The sequence below is a fragment of the Desulfatiferula olefinivorans genome (assembly GCF_054657895.1).
Genome location: NZ_BAAHXV010000009.1, coordinates 21,166 through 37,165, shown reverse-complemented (window position 1 = coordinate 37,165; position 16,000 = coordinate 21,166). Strand labels below are relative to the sequence as shown.

Genomic DNA, 16,000 nt, shown 5'->3' with positions numbered 1-16,000 from the left:
GGTTGACCGGCACCTCGAATGGAGACCATTTCATGTCTGTTGAAACCATTATCCGGGACATGGCGAGTCGGGCCCGCAGTGCATCCGTCATCATGGCCAGGCTGTCGGCCGGTGAAAAGAACCGGGTTCTCGGTGCCGTTGCCGAACGCCTGTCCGCCAAAAAAGACCATCTCCAGTCCGAAAACAGCAAGGACCTTGCACGGGCCCGTGAGATGGGGCTGTCCGATGCCATGATCGATCGGCTGACCCTGTCCGACACGGTGATTGAATCCATGATTCAGGGGCTTTACGATGTGATGGCCCTGGAGGACCCGGTGGGCTCGATCACCCGGACCTGGACCCGGCCCAACGGGCTTCAGGTCTCCCGGATGCGGATCCCCTTAGGTGTCATCGGCATGATCTACGAATCACGGCCCAATGTGACCATCGATGCGGCGGCCCTGTGCCTCAAGGCGGGTAATGCCGTCATCCTTCGGGGCGGGTCCGAGGCCCTATATTCCAATCAGGCCCTTTCCGCCATCCTTGCCGAATCCCTGGCCGCCTGCGGCCTTCCCGAAGCGGCGGCCCAGGTTGTCCCCATGCGGGACCGGGAGGCGGTGGGCATCCTGCTCAAGCAGGAGGAGTACATCGACCTGATCATTCCCCGGGGCGGCGAAAGCCTGATCCGGGCCGTGGTCGAGCAGTCCCGGATTCCGGTGCTCAAGCACTACAAAGGGGTTTGCCATGTGTATGTGGATGAAGGCGCCGATCCGGCCATGGCCGAGGCGATCTGCCTCAACGCCAAGACCCAGCGGCCCGGTGTCTGCAACGCCATGGAAACCCTTCTGGTCCACGCGGCCGAAGCGGACACGTTTTTGCCGCGGATGGCGGCGGCCTTTGACGCGGCCGGAGTTGAAATAAGGGGCTGCGAACGAACCTGCGCCCGGGTGCCCGGAGCGGCAGCGGCCACCGACGCGGACTGGGACGCCGAGTATCTGGACCTGATCGTGTCCGTCCGGGTGGTCGACTCCATCGATGACGCCATGGCCCATATTGCCGCCCACAGCTCCCATCACACCGAATCCATCGTGACCCGCGACTATGAAAGGGCCCGGCGGTTCGTGCGGGAAGTGGATTCGTCGGCGGTGATGGTCAATGCCTCCACCCGTTTCAACGACGGCGGGGAACTGGGTCTGGGCGCGGAAATCGGTATCAGCACCTCCAAACTGCATGCCTTCGGGCCCATGGGGCTCGAGGAACTGACCACCACCAAATTTGTGGTTCTCGGAGCCGGACAGGTACGCGGATGATTTTTTCGACCCCCGTCATTACAGGAGACTCTTAGGGCCGACGTGGCGTTACACACCGACATAAACGATCCCCACCGACCCGGCCCCGCGGTTTACCGGGTCGGTCTGTTTGGGGGGACCTTTGATCCGGTGCATCTGGGTCATGTCCATGTGGCCGATGAGGTGAAAGCCGCCTTTGGCTTGTCGCGGATCATTGTCATGCCCTCGTCGGTACCGCCCCATAAACCCGTCACGGCCGTGTCCGATTCCCGTGACCGGCTGTATATGGTCCGTCTGTGCTTTGAGGGGCGGGAGGGGTTTGAGGTGTCGGACATGGAACTCAGGCGGCAGGGCCCGTCCTACACCGTCGACACCCTTTCTGCGGTTGCCGGCGAACTGGGCAGGGACGCCGGCCTGTCGATGATTCTGGGCTCCGACGCTTTTTTTGAGCTTCACACCTGGCGGGCATTCGATCGGATTCTCGAGGCTGTCCCCCTGATTGTGATTGTTCGCCCCGGGATCGGGCGGGACCCGCATCATTCCGTGATCGACCAGGCCTCTGTTTATCTTTCCCGCACCGTGACAGACGGGTATGTATGGAACGATGACGCCTTTTGCTTCACGCATCCGAAGAACAAAGCCGTCTACCTGTTTCGGGGGACCCCGTATCCCGTGTCGTCCACGGAAATCAGGCAGGGCATCAGAACGGGCCGGGACGTTTCGCCCTGGCTTCAGAAAGACGTATTGGATTATATCAACAACAAAGGACTGTATGCATGAGTGACACAAACGATGACGTGGTGAAACCCTTTCTTGAGGTGCTTGCCGAACGAAAGGCGGAGGATGTGGTGGCCCTGGACGTTCGGGCGCTGACCTCCTATACCGATGCCTTCATCATCGCCGGGGGCCGTTCCAACCGTCAGGTCTCGGCCATCGGTGAACATATCCGCAGTGAAATGAAAAAGAGGGGAATTCAACCGTTCAGTGTCGACGGGCTTGAAGAGGGGAAGTGGGTCCTCCTGGATTACGGGGATGTGATCATTCATATTTTTTATGAGGAAACGCGGAGGTTTTACGACCTGGAGGGCCTCTGGGCCGATGCCCGACGCATCGACGTGACCGGGTGATGACCGCACTGACAAAAGGAAGGAGCATGGATACGCCGACACCTGTAATGCTGATGATTCTGGATGGCTGGGGCATCAATCCCTCGGTTGAAAACAATGCCGTGGCCATGGCCGAAACCCCCCATCTTGACCGTCTGTTCGCCACTTTTCCCCATACCCGACTGGTCTGTTCGGGCCCTTCGGTGGGACTCCCCGAAGGCATCATGGGCAATTCGGAGGTGGGGCATCTGAACATCGGAGCCGGCCGGACCGTCTACCAGACCCTGCTTCGGATCGACCGGGCCATCGAAGACCGGTCCTTTTTTACCAACCCCGCTCTGACTGCGGTGATGACGGCCGTCAAATCCCGGTCTTCGGTCCTTCACATCATGGGCCTGGTTTCCGACGGCGGGGTACACAGTCAGATGGCCCACCTGTTCGCCCTGCTGGACATGGCCGACGGTTTAGGGCTTAAGGACATCCGCATCCATGTGATCCTTGACGGGCGGGACACGCCGCCGGACAGCGGGGCCGGGTTCGTCGAGCAGCTTTGCGCCCACATGGGGGGGCGGCCGTCCATGCAGATCGCCGGGATTTGCGGTCGGTATTACGCCATGGATCGGGATACCCGATGGGACAGGACCGAAACCGCCTTTCGGCTTTATACGGAAGGGGAGGGGCTGCCGGAAACCGACCCGGTGGAGGCCGTTCGTAAGGCCTATGCCCGGGGTGAAACCGACGAGTTTGTCAAGCCGATGATTTTCGATACGGAAAAGGGCCTGATCAGCGATCACGACGGGGTGATTTTTTTCAATTACAGGGCGGATCGGGCCCGCCAGATCACCCGGGCTTTCACCGAAGACCGGTTCAAGGGCTTTGTCCGAACCCGCCTGCCCCATCTTTGCGATTACGTGTGCATGGCCCAGTACGACGAGCAGTTCGATCTTCCCGTCGCGTTTGGGCCCCTGCGTCTTTCCGGCCTGCTCGGCGAGGTGGTCAGTCGCCTGGGGCTTTCGCAACTGCGCATTGCCGAGACGGAAAAATACGCCCATGTGACCTATTTTTTCAACGGCGGAGAGGAAACCCCCTTCCCCGGCGAAGATCGCTGTCTGATTCCATCTCCCCGGGATGCGGCCACCTACGATCTGAAACCTCAGATGAGCGCCTGTGAGATTACCGATGAGCTGATCAGGCGGATCCATGAACGCGACTACGCCCTGATTGTCGTCAATTACGCCAACATGGACATGGTGGGTCATACCGGCGTGACGGCGGCGGCCGTCGAAGCGGTGGAAACGGTGGACGCCTGTGTGGGTCGTGTGGTGCCTGAATTTCTTCGACGGGGCGGCACCGTGATTGTCACGGCCGACCACGGCAATTCGGAACAGATGGTCGATGCCGCCGGGAAACCCCATACCGCCCATACCCTGAATCCGGTGCCCCTGATTCTGGTGTCGGAAACGCTCAGGCAGGTCACGCTGAACCCTGGCTGTCTGGCCGACATTGCCCCGACGGTGCTGGCGGTCATGGGTCTGGACAAGCCAGAGGCCATGACCGGCCGATCCTTGATCGCCGGACAGACCGGTTGATGGCGAAATGGCGCCTGTTTGATGACATATCGCCAGGTGAGGGCCGACGGACGGCCTGACGGACGCGGGACGTGATGGTTGTTTTTTACGCAAAATCTTGATAACTATCGTTTTTACATGTTTTCTGATTCCTTGGCACAAAACTGGCTATGATGATGGGCAAATGCTGAAGGTCGGGATCGTGGGGGTTCTGGCCGGCTGATCACTGAAACAGGCAGGGGGGAGACAATGTTCAAACGCATCATGCTCGTGCTGGGTTCCCTTTTTCTTCTCACGCAGACCGTATATGCGGCCGATGCCGTCCTCGAATGGGATGAAAACGCCGACGCCGATTATTATGTGGTCTACTGGAGCACCGACCCGGATCATTTCACCGAAGAGAACAGCATGGAAATCCCCTCTGACCTGACCTTTGTAGAACTCAAGGACGCCGAAGACGGCCGGGTTTACAATTATGCCGTCAAGGCCTTCAATGCCTGCGGCAATTCCAGTGATTTTTCCGACACCGTCCAGTCGGCCCATCTGCCCCGGACCGACGCCATCGGCAAGGTGGTCGATACTTCCGAGGCCGTGAGCCGGATCATGGGTGCCCAGGCCGGCGGCGGGGGATGTTTCATCGGTACGCTTCGCTGATATTTCACCACATCATCGTCTGACTCCGACAAAGGCCCGTTTTGGGCCTTTTTTATTTTGTTTAAGCACTGTACATCAGCCTGCCCATGGTCTAAGATCGGGCAATTCCGGGTAAGGGTCTCAAGAAAAAAATAAATTGCCTGAAAGGCGCCGGGGATGAATGATGAACCTAATTTTTTCCCCAAAGCCTTCGGGCGAATGCGTGTAAACGCCATGACCTCAAAGGATCGATGAATGATCAGACACGGTGAACAGGACGGCGGATGTTGCGATCCTCAGCGCCATTCCTGGCGGGAAGCCGTTTTATCTTTTTTCAGCCCTCCGGTGATCATCATGCTGTTTTTGGGTTTTTCCGCCGGGCTGCCCATCCTCCTGATCTTTTCCTCCCTGTCCCTGTGGTTGCGCGAGGCCGGAATCGAGCGATCGACCGTGACCTTCTTCAGCTGGGCGGCCCTGGGTTATTCGTTCAAATTTGTCTGGGCGCCGCTGATCGACCGTCTGCCTCTGCCGATCCTGACCCGTCTGCTCGGACGACGCCGGAGTTGGCTTCTGGTGTCCCAGCTTTCCGTGGCCGGGGCCATCGTCTCCATGGCATGCATCGATCCGGCCCTTTCGGCCTCGCGGGTGACAATGATGGCCGTTGCCGCCGTGGCGCTCGGGTTCTGCTCGGCCACCCAGGACATCGTCATCGATGCCTACCGGATCGAATCCGCCGGACCGGAGTATCAGGCCCTGATGGCGTCCACCTACATGGCCGGCTACCGCATCGCCATGATCACGGCCGGGGCGGGGGCTCTGTTTCTGGCCGATCGGTTCGGTTCGTCGGCCGGAGACTACGTCTACCGGGCCTGGCAGTGGACCTATCTGTCCATGGCCGCCGGCATGTCGGTGGGTGTGGTGACCACCCTGGCCATGCCCGAACCCAAGGCCCGAAAGGCAACCACCGCCCTTCGGCATGCCGAGGATTACCTGCGTTTCGTGCTCCTGTTTGTGTTCGCCGTCACGGGGTGTGTGGCGGCCTACACGGCCTCCGGCGGTCCATTGGAGAGCCTTAAGGCCGGTCTTGCCGGATCATGGATGAACGGCCGTCTTACGGCCGTCGTGATTGAGGGACTCCGGTTGTCGGCCGGGGTTGCGTCGGCAGGGGTCGTCGCCCGGCTGTGTATCGCACTGGGCCTGGTGGCCCCCGAGATCGTTCGGGAAACCTATATCGATCCCATCGCCAATTTTTTCCAGCGTTACGGCCGGGGGGCGGCTGTTCTGATTCTGTCCCTGGTGGGCCTTTACCGGATTTCGGACATTGTTTTGGGGGTGATTTCCAATGTGTTCTACCAGGATCTGGGGTTCACGAAAACCGAAATTGCCGCCGTATCCAAAACCTTCGGGCTGGTCATGACCCTTTTCGGCGGGTTTGTGGGCGGTATTCTGTCCGTCCGGTTCGGGGTGATCCGCATTCTGTTCGCGGGTGCTCTTTTGTCCGCGGCAACCAATCTTCTGTACATGATTCTGGCCGGGGCGGGTCATGATCTGACACTGCTTTACCTGGTGATCTCGGCGGACAGCCTTGCCGGAGGGCTGGCCGGGGCGGCCTTTGTGGCGTTTTTGTCCAGCCTGACCGATATAAGGTTCACAGCCATGCAATACGCCCTGTTCAGCTCCCTGATGACCCTGATTCCCAAAATCACCGGCGGGTATGCCGGGACCATGGTGGACGCGCTGGGCTATGAACGTTTCTTTCTGATCACGGCCCTCGTCGGCGCCCCCGTGCTGGTTCTGGTGGTGCTGGCGGGAAAACGTCTGGCCGTGGAAAAAATCTGAATATCGACTGGTCATCGTAAAAACCCGTGATTATATTGGCTGCGTGTGGCCGGGACGATACCCGTCATGAACCGTGAAACAGGACATGCTATGACACAGGAGTACCCTCTGCAGAACCGGGCCGGAAAACATCTGGTCCTTCGGGACAAACGAAAGGCCATCATGGCCATGCCGCCGGAGAAGGCCCTGGACGAAATTCTGTCGGCCCCCCTTCCCGCCGAGCTGGTTCAGTCGTTTTCCGAGCAGGATCTTTACCTTCTGGTTCATGATATCGGCCTGTCCGATGCCCTGCCGGTTCTGGCCCTGGCCCATTCGGACCAGTGGGGCTACATGATCGATGTGGAAACCTGGACCCGGGACCGGATGGAAACCGACGCGGTCACCCACTGGTTCAAGGTCCTTTTTCTTGCAGACGGGAAGCGGCTTGTCAGGTGGCTGATCACCGAACGGCCGGCTTTTCTGGAGCTTTACCTGTTCAGAAACATCGAGGTGATCATCCGAGAAGAGAACCAGGACCCGTCGGAGTTTCCCGACGGTTTTTTCACCGTCGATGATTATTTTTATATCCGCATCAAGGAAAAGCCCGATCCCCTGATCGTTCGCGAGGGGGATGAACCGGTGCGTCAGGAGGAACTCGACGAGGTGATCCATGCCCTCATCGATCAGATTCTGGAGCTGGATTACACCCTCTACCAGGCGATCATGCTCGAAGCCGTGAGCGTGATTCCGGCTGAAACGGAGGAGGAACATTTCAGGCTCCGGAATGTCCGGCTGGCGGAAAAGGGGTTTTTGCCCTTTGATGAAGCCATGGAAATCTACAGCCCCCTGTCGCCCGACCGGCTTGAGCCCGTCCGTCCCCAAAAACCGACGTGTAAGGCTTTCGAACCCGAGGGGGTGACGGCGCCCATTGCTCCGGCCCAGGCCATCTCCGACCCGAATCTGTTCACCGAAAGCCTTGAACGGTGGGAGGGCAGGTGGGATTTGGAAGATTTGGAGCTGGAGTTCGCCTCGCTGTGCAACCAGATGATCGCCGCCGACCAGACGATCATCCGCAGCAGGGAAACCCTTGCCCATATCGCCAAAAAAGCCTCGTACACCATCAGTCTTGGGATGGAGGTGCTGCTCGAAGGACAGGGTGACGTCGATGACGCCTCGCGCTGCGGCCTGATCGATCGGTATGCCATGAAGCAGCTGTTTCGTGTGGGGATAGGGCGGATCATGGGCCTCAAGCACCGTGCCGGACGCCTGGTCCGGGACAGCTGGTTCGGGCGGAACGATCTGAAACTGGCCTTCTGGGGCGAGGCGGGACTGGGGGTCCTTGGGGGTCTTCTGGTCGATAAACCCGTTTATTACGACAATTACACCGCCGGCAGCCTGTACCGGGATTTTCAGAGCCTTGCAGACATTCTGGCCACGGAACGGCGGCTTGACGACATCACAGGCTACGACGAGCTGTTGTCCATGATGGCGCCCCGGCTGGACGCCTTTTCAGGATACCGCCTGACCGTCGACCGCCTGCTTCTGACCCTCTGGGTCCATGCTTCAAGCGGAAAGCCTGAACATACCGAAGGACCGGTGCCCATGACGGATGTCAGGGCCTGGTTCGATCGTCTGTGGACCCCTGGTCCCCGGGGCGTCGATCGGGGCCTGGGCCGGATTCGCGATGAGGAAAAGCAGGCCATGCTGACCTGGCTGGCCCTGCGAACCGGATTTACGGAAGAGGAAATATCCCGGCGCATGGGATCGACCCTTGAAGCCCTGTTCCGAAACCTTGAGAGCGAATACGGTACCGTTCAGGCCGGGGATCTCGACGCCCGTTATCTGGTCCATCTGTGCATTGCACCGGACTGAGCCCCGAGATTCTGTTTGACTCGATCGCAGGCGATGGGTTAGATTGAAACAGGTTTTCACATCATGTGCACCATCATTATCGCATCAGCGTCGTCGATGATACCTTTACCACAGCCCGGCCCGCGACCCGTGTTCAGGGTCCGCAAGGGTCCGCGGCTATTGCGGCACGCGGTTCCTGCCGGTGCCTTTGTTTTTTTCAGGCGTCGCGCCGTGTGCCGAACGGCATGTCAGTCAAGGGAGGTTCGATCATGGGGTATGTTCCGGAACGAAAAATCAATCTGGCCCAATTTAGGGCGATCAGCCATGCCATTTCCACCTATGAAGACGTGGTTCTTTTGGGACGGCATATCGTCGAGAGCATCTGCCGGAGTTTCGATATCAAGGCCGCCACGGTTCTGGTTTTCGACGATCGCGAAAAACGCCTGTATTATGTGTGCAGCCACGGCCTGAGCGAGGAGTATCTGAGGCAGCAGCCCGAATACGAAGAGGGTAAACTTCAGGAATTCGTGACCGGCCGGCCGGTGTTTTTTCAGGATTTCGCCAATGACCCACGGGTCGCCCACCGGGAGTCGATCAAGAAGGAAGGCATTGTCTGCATGCTGTCGTTTCCCATCAAGCATCGGAAAGACGTGGTCGGTCTGCTCAAGCTTTACAACGACCAGAACTGGATGATCCACGATGAGGACCGGGATTCGATCAACATTCTGGCCGAGCAGTTCGGCCTGGTGATCGAAAACAACGGGCTCAAAAATTTTCTCGATGAAGTCCGGGCCATCATGGGCAATCTGCCCCTTCGAATGGTCAAGGGGCTCTGATCAGCCGGAAACGACGGGGCCGCCACAGCGGGAGTCGCGGTCTTCAGGTTATATTTATTTGATACGCGGGGGTATGGCATGGGTAATACAATTTTGGTGGCATTGAATGATTCCATGAGTTCACGGGGAGTGCTCGACTATCTGATCAGGCTGTCCCTCTGCCCGGACGACCTGCGCGTCATTTTGCTTCACGTGTTTCGCAAGCCTTCCGGCGGCGAGGAACTGATGGGCAAGAAATACATGAACCAGCAGCCCGCCAAATACAAAAAAATTCTCGAAGACGCCAAAAACGAGCTGGTCGAAAAAGGCCTGTTTCCCGAAAACATCGAAATCCATCTGGTCACCGAACCGTATCCCACCATCGCCGACGGCATCATCGACCAGGCTCAGCAGCTCAAACCCACCATGGTGATGATCGGCCGCAAGCGCATGTCCAAAGCCGAAGAATTCGTACTCGGCGACGTGAGCATCAAACTGGTCCGCGCCCTGGAAGGCATGGCCGTTCTGGTGGTCAAGATGTAGGGCCTTAGGTTGGAAACGCCCTTCATCCCTCAACACATCCCCGCCCATGCGCAAATCCATTGTGGGCTGTGCCCCACCAAATACCCTTCATCCTTGGCAGGGATTAACGCAGATTGTCCCAAATCCCCTCATCACCGCCCCGCAAAAACGCCCGCCCATCGTAGGTCGGGTTGAGGAACGAAACCCGACAACCGGATGCTCATCCTGTTAAAGGGCTATAAAAACGGTGATGCTCCTGTACCCGAACAGGCCACGTTGATTCTTTTGGGTTCAGGTCTGCTTGGGTTCGCAGCGTCCCGAAAAAGAAAAAAACATAAAGCGATTTATGGGTTGAGGCGGTGCAAGGCTCTGTCTCAGCCCTTTTTTCTTCTGACAGATCAGATTCTTTTGAGCCTATATTCCCTCCCGCCATACAATCCAAGCATAATCCTTCTGCCTGAGCCTTCAATGAATTAGCATGCGTCAATGCCAATCCGTAGCATAAAGATCGATGGTGTGAGGTGAATCATCCTGCTGTAGGTGTTTTTCCATTAATGCGTGAATAAGATCGTACTATGGCCAGACAGCAATCGGCAATTGATTTGTCTTACCCCAGCCGCCTTGCCACCGCCTCGGCCAGGGCGCTGAGGATTTTCCCGGCGGGGCCGCGGAGGAAGTGGTCGCTGCCGGCGGAGGTGAGGGGGGTGGGTTCGGGGTTGACTTCGATGACGACGGCGCCGCGCTGCCGGGCGATGACGGGGATCATGGCTGCGGGCTGGACCGTGGCGGAGGTGCCCACCACCAGCATTACGTCGCAGGTCGCGGCCAGCCTACGGGAGCGCGTGAGGCAGTCGTCGGGGATCATTTCTCCGAAAAAGACGCAGTCGGGCCGGAGGATGCCGCCGCAGGCGCAGCGGGGGGGCAGCGTCGAAAGGTCCGTGTCCCGGGAGGGCGTGCGGGTGTCGCAGGCAAGGCAGCGCTGGACGGCGAAGGTGCCGTGAAATTCGATGACATCGCTGCTTCCGGCCATCTGGTGCAGTCCGTCGATGTTCTGGGTGATGATGGTCGAAAGGCGGCCGAGTTTTTCGAGAGCGACCAGTCCGGTGTGGCCCGGGTTGGGCCGGGCCCGGTCGAGCATGTCCTTCATGCCGACGAGAAATCCCTCCCAGACCCGTTTCGGGTTTTCCAGAAACGATTGGATGTGGGCGAATTCCATGGGATCGAAGGTTTCCCAGAGGCTCCCCGGTCCCCGGAAGGGGGGGATACCGCTTTCAACGGAAATGCCGGCCCCGGTCAGGCAGACGACGGTTCGGGCCGAAGACAGAATATCCGCGCAGCGTTGAAGGGAATCGTCCATGGCTTAGAGGGTGAAGGTTGTGGCATACCCCGTGGCAAAGCAGTTCAGGGGGGATCGGTTGCGGTCAATGATCGCCCGGCACTCGTCGACGATGCGGTCCATGTCGTCGTCGGTCCGTTCGGAATTGATGTGGAAGAGCCCCAGGTGTTTGACGCCGGCCGCCATGGCAAGGTCAAGGACATCGGTGTAAAGGGAATGGCCCCAGCCCCGTTTGGTCCGGTACTCGTCGGGGGTGTATTCCGCATCGTGGAATAAAAGATCCGCGTCCCGGCAGAATTCCAGATAATCGTTGCGGCTTACGCTGCCCGGGTGATTGTAGTCCAGCTCGTTGTCGGTCAGAAACACGAAACTTCGGCCGTTTTCGGTGAATTTGTAACCGCAGCCGCCGTCCGGGTGGTTGAGGGGAATGGATTCCACGGTCACCGATCCGATGTCGAAGGTGGCCGGGCAGCTGTCCACATAATGGATTTCGGCCCGGACGTCCGAGTATCGGACAGGAAAGTTCGGGGGTCTCATCACGGTGGCCAGCATGTTTTCGATGAATTTTCCCGGAAAGGGGCAGCGGTAGACCTTGAGCTCGATGTTGTCCATGAAAAGGGGTTTGAAGGCCGGGAAGCCGATCATGTGATCCCAGTGGGCGTGGGTGAAGATGATATTGTAGTTGAACCGCTTCTCTTTGACCAGATGGTTGCCCAGCCGACGGATACCCGTGCCGGCGTCGACAATGATGATATCATCGCTCGACGTTCGGATTTCGACACAGGTGGTATCGCCACCATATTTGGTAAATTCTTTACCGGAAACCGGTATGGAGCCCCTTGACCCCCAGCATGAGATATGCATGAAAGACCTTTCAGGTATCGGTTAGTATGGCAGTTCACAGTGAAACCAGCAATCAGGAAACGGTTCAAAACCCCTGATCATCCCGGCAGGATACGGCGTTTCGCCGCGTTTTCATGTTTTCACCCCAAAACATCTATCACAGGCCGCCGCTTTTCGTCTACAACTTCTTTGAAAACATATCAAAAAACGCGTTCCCTTTTTATAGGGATTAAAGGGGTTTAGAGTTGCCCTGCCAGGGTTTCCCCTACCCGCCCCAAATGACCTGAATAAAAATGATCCGCGCCGGGAATTTCTATAAATATGGCGTGTTTGTTCCAATTTTTCAACAGCTTTTTAATGTGGGCGGGCGAGGCATAGTCATCGTGCTCGCCGGAAATGACCAGAGACAGGGCCTCGATGCCCGAAAGGTCAGCAAATTCGATGAAGTCAACCGGAGGGGAAATCAGCACAAGACGGCTGAAATCTCTGGGGTTTTGGGCGACGGCCGTCAGGCTGACAAAGGCCCCGAAGGAATAGCCGGCAAGGTCGACGACGGAGTACCCCCGTCCGGTCAGGAAGCTGCGGGCGGCCAGGATGTCACGGACTTCTCCGCGACCCTGATCGTGGGAACCCTCGCTTTGTCCCGTTCCCCTGAAGTTGAAACGGAGGGTGGCAAATCCCCGGTCCCGGTAAGCCTGCCGGACGGTGTCGACCACGGGATTGTGCATGTCGCCGCCGTAAAGGGGGTGCGGGTGGGTGATGATCACGGCCCGGTCCTGTGGCCCCTGATCGAGGAGGCCCTCGAGTTGAAGGACGTCGGATGGGAATGTGCAGGGTGTTTCCATGGAGCCGGCCTTATTCGGTCATGTCAGGGTTTTCAAAAGGGCGATGATCCGGTCGCCGAATTCCCGGATCTGCCAGTTTTTCATGCCCGACACCGAGGCCAGGGCCTCCGGCGTCAGAGGGTTTGTGACGGCCAGTTCGGTCATGAGAGCCTTGTTGAGAAGGATGGGCGGATCGATACAGAGTTCCTGAGCCAGGACATCCCGCCATTCCTTGAGCCGGTCGATGCGCCGGGGCACCTCGGGACGGATGGCCGGTTTTTTCTTTCTCGGGTAAAGGGGCAGATCCTTGTCGGGGACGGCCAGCCCGGCCTGGATTTCACGAAGAAGATCATGGCCGAAGGTTGAGATCTGGCGCCGGCTCAACAGGTTGTCTTCGCCCAGCTGGTCCATGGTCCGGGGCCTTTTTTTCGAAAGTTCCAAAAGGCTGCTGTTGCTGAACACCTTAAAAAGGGGCTTGTCTTTTTTTTCGGCCACGACAAGGCGGTAACGAAGCAGGTGTTCGAGGACCGAAAGGCTCCGCCGGTCCAGCCGTCCGGACCCTTTGATCTTGAGAAAAAGGGGATCCTCGTTGGGCTGGGGGCAGCGCACCCGGCTGAGCAGCTCACATTCCTCTTTGACCCACTCGTCCCGGTGTTTGGCTTTGAGTTCGGCGTCGAGAATATCGGCCAGGGCCAGAAGATGGATCACGTCTCCGGCCCCGTATTCGATCATTTCCCGGGGCAGGGGGCGCCGGGACCAGTCTTTCTTCTGGAATGACTTGTCAAGCTGGATCTGAAACCGTTTTTCGAGCACCGATCCCAGGCCCGTTTCCGTGATGCCGAGAAAACGGGAGGCCAGTTCGGTGTCGAACAGGTTGTTGACCTCGATGTCATAGTCACGGTTGAGGGACCTTACGTCGTAATCGCTGCCGTGGAAGATCTTTCGGATGGCGGGGTCGGCGAACACGGGTTTGAGGGGGGACATGTCGTCGATTTTCAGGGGATCGATGACCACGGTCAGTGAGTCGGAGGCCATCTGAATCAGGCAGACCTTCTCCTTGAAATGAAACATCGAGTCCGCTTCCAGATCCACGGCGATGTGATCGGCCTGTTCGAAGGCCTCGGCGATGGTTTTCAGATCCCCTTCGTTTTCGATAAATAAATAGTCTGCCATTCCACCTGTCTTTCTGATCGGCCTGTCAATGAACCCCGGGGCCGCAATGACCGGGGGCGGGTTTTCCGGCCGGGCTCCGGGCACGGAAAAACGTGAGCACGTAAGGACTTATACAAAAAAAAACACGGAAATCAAGCGGTTTTGTCAAAAAAGAATGGTTCCAAGGATTTGACTTGACCCGTATCCGCATTTAACTTAGATTAATCACTTTAATTGACCATCAAGTGACTCTTTCCAGGAATGACAGGCGTTTGGCGCACGCGGCACAGGCAGTCCGACAACCCGGGATGTCGCTTTTCACGATAACATCATGCAGTGAGCACGGAAAAACGATGATTACTATAACACTACCCGATGGAAGTATAAAGCAATTTGATCAGGCCCCCACCGGTATGGAAATCGCCACGGGCATTTCCGAGGGATTTGCCAGAAATTGCGTGGTCATGGATGTGGACGGGGCCCTGATGGACCTGAACCGCCCTGTGGACCATGACGCCTCGATCCGGTTTCTCACCGTGAAAGACCCGGAAGCCCTGGAGGTCATGCGGCACAGCGCCGCCCACGTCATGGCCCAGGCCGTGCTTCGTCTGCACAAGGACGCCAAGCTGACCATCGGCCCCGTGGTCGAGGACGGGTTCTATTACGACATCGACATGCCCCCGATCTCCGAAGACGATTTCCCGGCCATCGAGGCGGAAATGAAGAAAATCGTCAGTGAAAAACTGCCCTTTGAGCGGAAAATGGTCAGCAAGGAAGAGGCCTTACGCTTCTTCAGCGAGGATCCGTACAAAAAAGAGCTGATTTCCGAACTGGCGGACGGCACCATCTCTCTTTACACCCAGGGTGATTTCACCGACCTGTGCCGGGGCCCCCATGTGCCTCACACCGGCATGGTCAAAGCCTTCAAGCTGATGAAGGCGTCGGGGGCCTACTGGCGGGCCGATCAGGCCAGGGCCCAGCTCCAGAGGCTTTACGGAACCGCCTATTTCGACAAGAAGGACCTGGCCGCCTATCTGCACGTACTCGAAGAGGCCCGGAAACGGGACCATCGAAAACTGGGCGTTCAGTTCGACCTGTTCAGCTTCCATGACGTGGCGCCGGGCATGCCGTTTTTCCACGCCAAGGGCATGGCCGTATGGAACGCCCTTCTGGACTACTGGCGCGAAGAGCATCGGGCCGCCGGTTATGTGGAGACCAAGACCCCGATCATGCTGGACCGCAGCCTCTGGGAAAAGAGCGGGCACTGGGAAAACTACCGTGAAAACATGTACACCTCCACCATCGATGAGTTTGACTACGCCATCAAGCCGATGAACTGCCCCGGGGGCATGCTGCTCTACGGCACCCGGCGTCATTCGTACAAGGATCTGCCCATCCGGGCCGGTGAAATCGGACTGGTTCACCGCCATGAACTCAGCGGGGCCCTGTCCGGTCTGTTCCGGGTCCGGGCCTTTCATCAGGACGATGCCCATATCTTCATGACGCCCGACCAGATCCAGGACGAGATTCTCGGTGTCCTTCGGCTGGTCGACAGGATCTACAGCACCTTCGGACTCGGTTTTCACCTGGAACTGTCCACCCGTCCCGAAAAGTCCATCGGAACGGACGAAGCCTGGGATCAGGCCACCAACGGCCTCAAAGCCGCCTTGAACGCCTACGGGCGGGATTATGTGATCAACGAGGGCGACGGAGCCTTCTACGGACCCAAAATCGATATCCATATCAAGGACGCCATCGGCCGGACCTGGCAGTGCGGCACCATTCAGCTGGACATGTCCCTGCCCGAGCGGTTTGACCTCAGTTACATCGGGGCGGACAATGAAAAACACCGCCCCGTGATGATTCACCGGGTGATCTACGGTTCCGTGGAGCGCTTTTTCGGCATTCTGGTCGAGCATTATGCCGGGAAATTTCCCCTGTGGCTGGCCCCGGTCCAGGCGGTGATTCTTCCGATGAACGACGATATGACGGACTATGCCGAACAGGTTCGCACATCCATGGAAAAAGGCGGTCTGCGGGTCGAGACGGACGATCGCACCGAGAGTCTGAAAAAGAAGGTGCGCGAAGCCCAGATTCAGCAGATTCCGCTGATCATCACGGTGGGTGATAAGGAGCGGGAAGCCGGGACCCTGTCGGTCCGGACCCTGGACGGCACGGTGCGTTACGGCGTCTCACAGGAGTCGCTGATGGAAAAGGCCCTGGAACACATCAAAAACAGGCGCTCCGAATTGATTCAGGTGTGA

General features: G+C 58.2%; 15 protein-coding genes. 11 read left to right on the top strand and 4 right to left on the bottom strand.

Annotated elements, in window-relative coordinates; all coding sequences use genetic code 11:
- Window positions 1–32 precede the first annotated feature (32 nt).
- From ACYQ11_RS08500 to ACYQ11_RS08455, 10 genes are all read left to right on the top strand, one after another.
- Window positions 33–1,289 (top strand): glutamate-5-semialdehyde dehydrogenase, encoded by a 1,257-nt coding sequence (locus tag ACYQ11_RS08500; RefSeq protein ID WP_459923349.1) that lies wholly within the window; start codon window positions 33–35, stop codon window positions 1,287–1,289.
- 42 nt (window positions 1,290–1,331) lie between these two features.
- Entirely contained in the window at window positions 1,332–2,048 is a 717-nt protein-coding gene (nadD, locus tag ACYQ11_RS08495; protein ID WP_459923348.1) for a nicotinate (nicotinamide) nucleotide adenylyltransferase, read from the top strand.
- Entirely contained in the window at window positions 2,045–2,395 is a 351-nt protein-coding gene (rsfS, locus tag ACYQ11_RS08490) for a ribosome silencing factor (protein WP_459923347.1), read from the top strand. Before nadD ends, rsfS begins: the two co-directional genes overlap by 4 nt.
- A gap of 26 nt (window positions 2,396–2,421) precedes the next feature.
- On the top strand, window positions 2,422–3,963 hold the full coding sequence (gene gpmI, locus ACYQ11_RS08485) for a 2,3-bisphosphoglycerate-independent phosphoglycerate mutase (RefSeq protein ID WP_459923346.1): 1,542 nt from the start codon (window positions 2,422–2,424) through the stop codon (window positions 3,961–3,963).
- Window positions 3,964–4,191: 228 nt separating this feature from the next.
- The gene (locus tag ACYQ11_RS08480) at window positions 4,192–4,596 is read left to right on the top strand and encodes a hypothetical protein (RefSeq protein ID WP_459923345.1); all 405 of its coding nucleotides are present in this window, start codon (window positions 4,192–4,194) and stop codon (window positions 4,594–4,596) included.
- Between the two features lie 234 nt (window positions 4,597–4,830).
- A complete protein-coding gene (locus ACYQ11_RS08475) occupies window positions 4,831–6,414 on the top strand; it encodes an AmpG family muropeptide MFS transporter (protein WP_459923344.1) in 1,584 nt (527 codons plus the stop codon).
- A 90-nt stretch (window positions 6,415–6,504) separates the two neighbouring features.
- Window positions 6,505–8,265, top strand: a complete 1,761-nt coding sequence (locus ACYQ11_RS08470; protein WP_459923343.1) for a DUF6178 family protein — start codon at window positions 6,505–6,507, stop codon at window positions 8,263–8,265.
- 248 nt (window positions 8,266–8,513) lie between these two features.
- Complete coding sequence (locus tag ACYQ11_RS08465) at window positions 8,514–9,080, top strand: GAF domain-containing protein (RefSeq protein WP_459923342.1); 567 nt, start codon at window positions 8,514–8,516, stop codon at window positions 9,078–9,080.
- 78 nt (window positions 9,081–9,158) lie between these two features.
- Entirely contained in the window at window positions 9,159–9,602 is a 444-nt protein-coding gene (locus tag ACYQ11_RS08460; protein ID WP_459923341.1) for a universal stress protein, read from the top strand.
- Between the two features lie 195 nt (window positions 9,603–9,797).
- Window positions 9,798–10,058, top strand: a complete 261-nt coding sequence (locus ACYQ11_RS08455; protein WP_459923340.1) for a PEP-CTERM sorting domain-containing protein — start codon at window positions 9,798–9,800, stop codon at window positions 10,056–10,058.
- A gap of 130 nt (window positions 10,059–10,188) precedes the next feature.
- On the opposite strand, the gene ACYQ11_RS08450 is transcribed toward ACYQ11_RS08455, so the two are convergent.
- The 4 genes from ACYQ11_RS08450 to ACYQ11_RS08435 all read right to left on the bottom strand — a co-directional run bounded on the left by ACYQ11_RS08450 (window position 10,189) and on the right by ACYQ11_RS08435 (window position 13,757).
- Complete coding sequence (locus ACYQ11_RS08450) at window positions 10,189–10,938, bottom strand: SIR2 family NAD-dependent protein deacylase (protein ID WP_459923339.1); 750 nt, start codon at window positions 10,936–10,938, stop codon at window positions 10,189–10,191.
- Window positions 10,939–10,941: 3 nt separating this feature from the next.
- Entirely contained in the window at window positions 10,942–11,781 is an 840-nt protein-coding gene (locus ACYQ11_RS08445; protein WP_459923338.1) for an MBL fold metallo-hydrolase, read from the bottom strand.
- Window positions 11,782–11,999: 218 nt separating this feature from the next.
- Window positions 12,000–12,605 (bottom strand): alpha/beta hydrolase, encoded by a 606-nt coding sequence (locus ACYQ11_RS08440; RefSeq protein ID WP_459923337.1) that lies wholly within the window; start codon window positions 12,603–12,605, stop codon window positions 12,000–12,002.
- Window positions 12,606–12,623: 18 nt separating this feature from the next.
- Window positions 12,624–13,757 (bottom strand): ribonuclease D, encoded by a 1,134-nt coding sequence (locus ACYQ11_RS08435; RefSeq protein ID WP_459923336.1) that lies wholly within the window; start codon window positions 13,755–13,757, stop codon window positions 12,624–12,626.
- Window positions 13,758–14,089: 332 nt separating this feature from the next.
- On the opposite strand from ACYQ11_RS08435, the gene thrS reads away from it, so the two are divergent.
- Window positions 14,090–16,000 (top strand): threonine--tRNA ligase, encoded by a 1,911-nt coding sequence (gene thrS / locus ACYQ11_RS08430; RefSeq protein ID WP_459923335.1) that lies wholly within the window; start codon window positions 14,090–14,092, stop codon window positions 15,998–16,000.

Coding starts and splice junctions, on each gene's coding strand:
- ACYQ11_RS08500 (WP_459923349.1), top strand. CDS start 33: ATGTCTGTTGAAACCATTATCCGGGACATGGCGAGTCGGGCCCGCAGT.
- rsfS (WP_459923347.1), top strand. CDS start 2,045: ATGAGTGACACAAACGATGACGTGGTGAAACCCTTTCTTGAGGTGCTT.
- gpmI (WP_459923346.1), top strand. CDS start 2,422: ATGGATACGCCGACACCTGTAATGCTGATGATTCTGGATGGCTGGGGC.
- ACYQ11_RS08480 (WP_459923345.1), top strand. CDS start 4,192: ATGTTCAAACGCATCATGCTCGTGCTGGGTTCCCTTTTTCTTCTCACG.
- ACYQ11_RS08475 (WP_459923344.1), top strand. CDS start 4,831: ATGATCAGACACGGTGAACAGGACGGCGGATGTTGCGATCCTCAGCGC.
- ACYQ11_RS08470 (WP_459923343.1), top strand. CDS start 6,505: ATGACACAGGAGTACCCTCTGCAGAACCGGGCCGGAAAACATCTGGTC.
- ACYQ11_RS08465 (WP_459923342.1), top strand. CDS start 8,514: ATGGGGTATGTTCCGGAACGAAAAATCAATCTGGCCCAATTTAGGGCG.
- ACYQ11_RS08460 (WP_459923341.1), top strand. CDS start 9,159: ATGGGTAATACAATTTTGGTGGCATTGAATGATTCCATGAGTTCACGG.
- ACYQ11_RS08455 (WP_459923340.1), top strand. CDS start 9,798: ATGCTCATCCTGTTAAAGGGCTATAAAAACGGTGATGCTCCTGTACCC.
- ACYQ11_RS08450 (WP_459923339.1), bottom strand. CDS start 10,938: ATGGACGATTCCCTTCAACGCTGCGCGGATATTCTGTCTTCGGCCCGA.
- ACYQ11_RS08445 (WP_459923338.1), bottom strand. CDS start 11,781: ATGCATATCTCATGCTGGGGGTCAAGGGGCTCCATACCGGTTTCCGGT.
- ACYQ11_RS08440 (WP_459923337.1), bottom strand. CDS start 12,605: ATGGAAACACCCTGCACATTCCCATCCGACGTCCTTCAACTCGAGGGC.
- ACYQ11_RS08435 (WP_459923336.1), bottom strand. CDS start 13,757: ATGGCAGACTATTTATTTATCGAAAACGAAGGGGATCTGAAAACCATC.
- thrS (WP_459923335.1), top strand. CDS start 14,090: ATGATTACTATAACACTACCCGATGGAAGTATAAAGCAATTTGATCAG.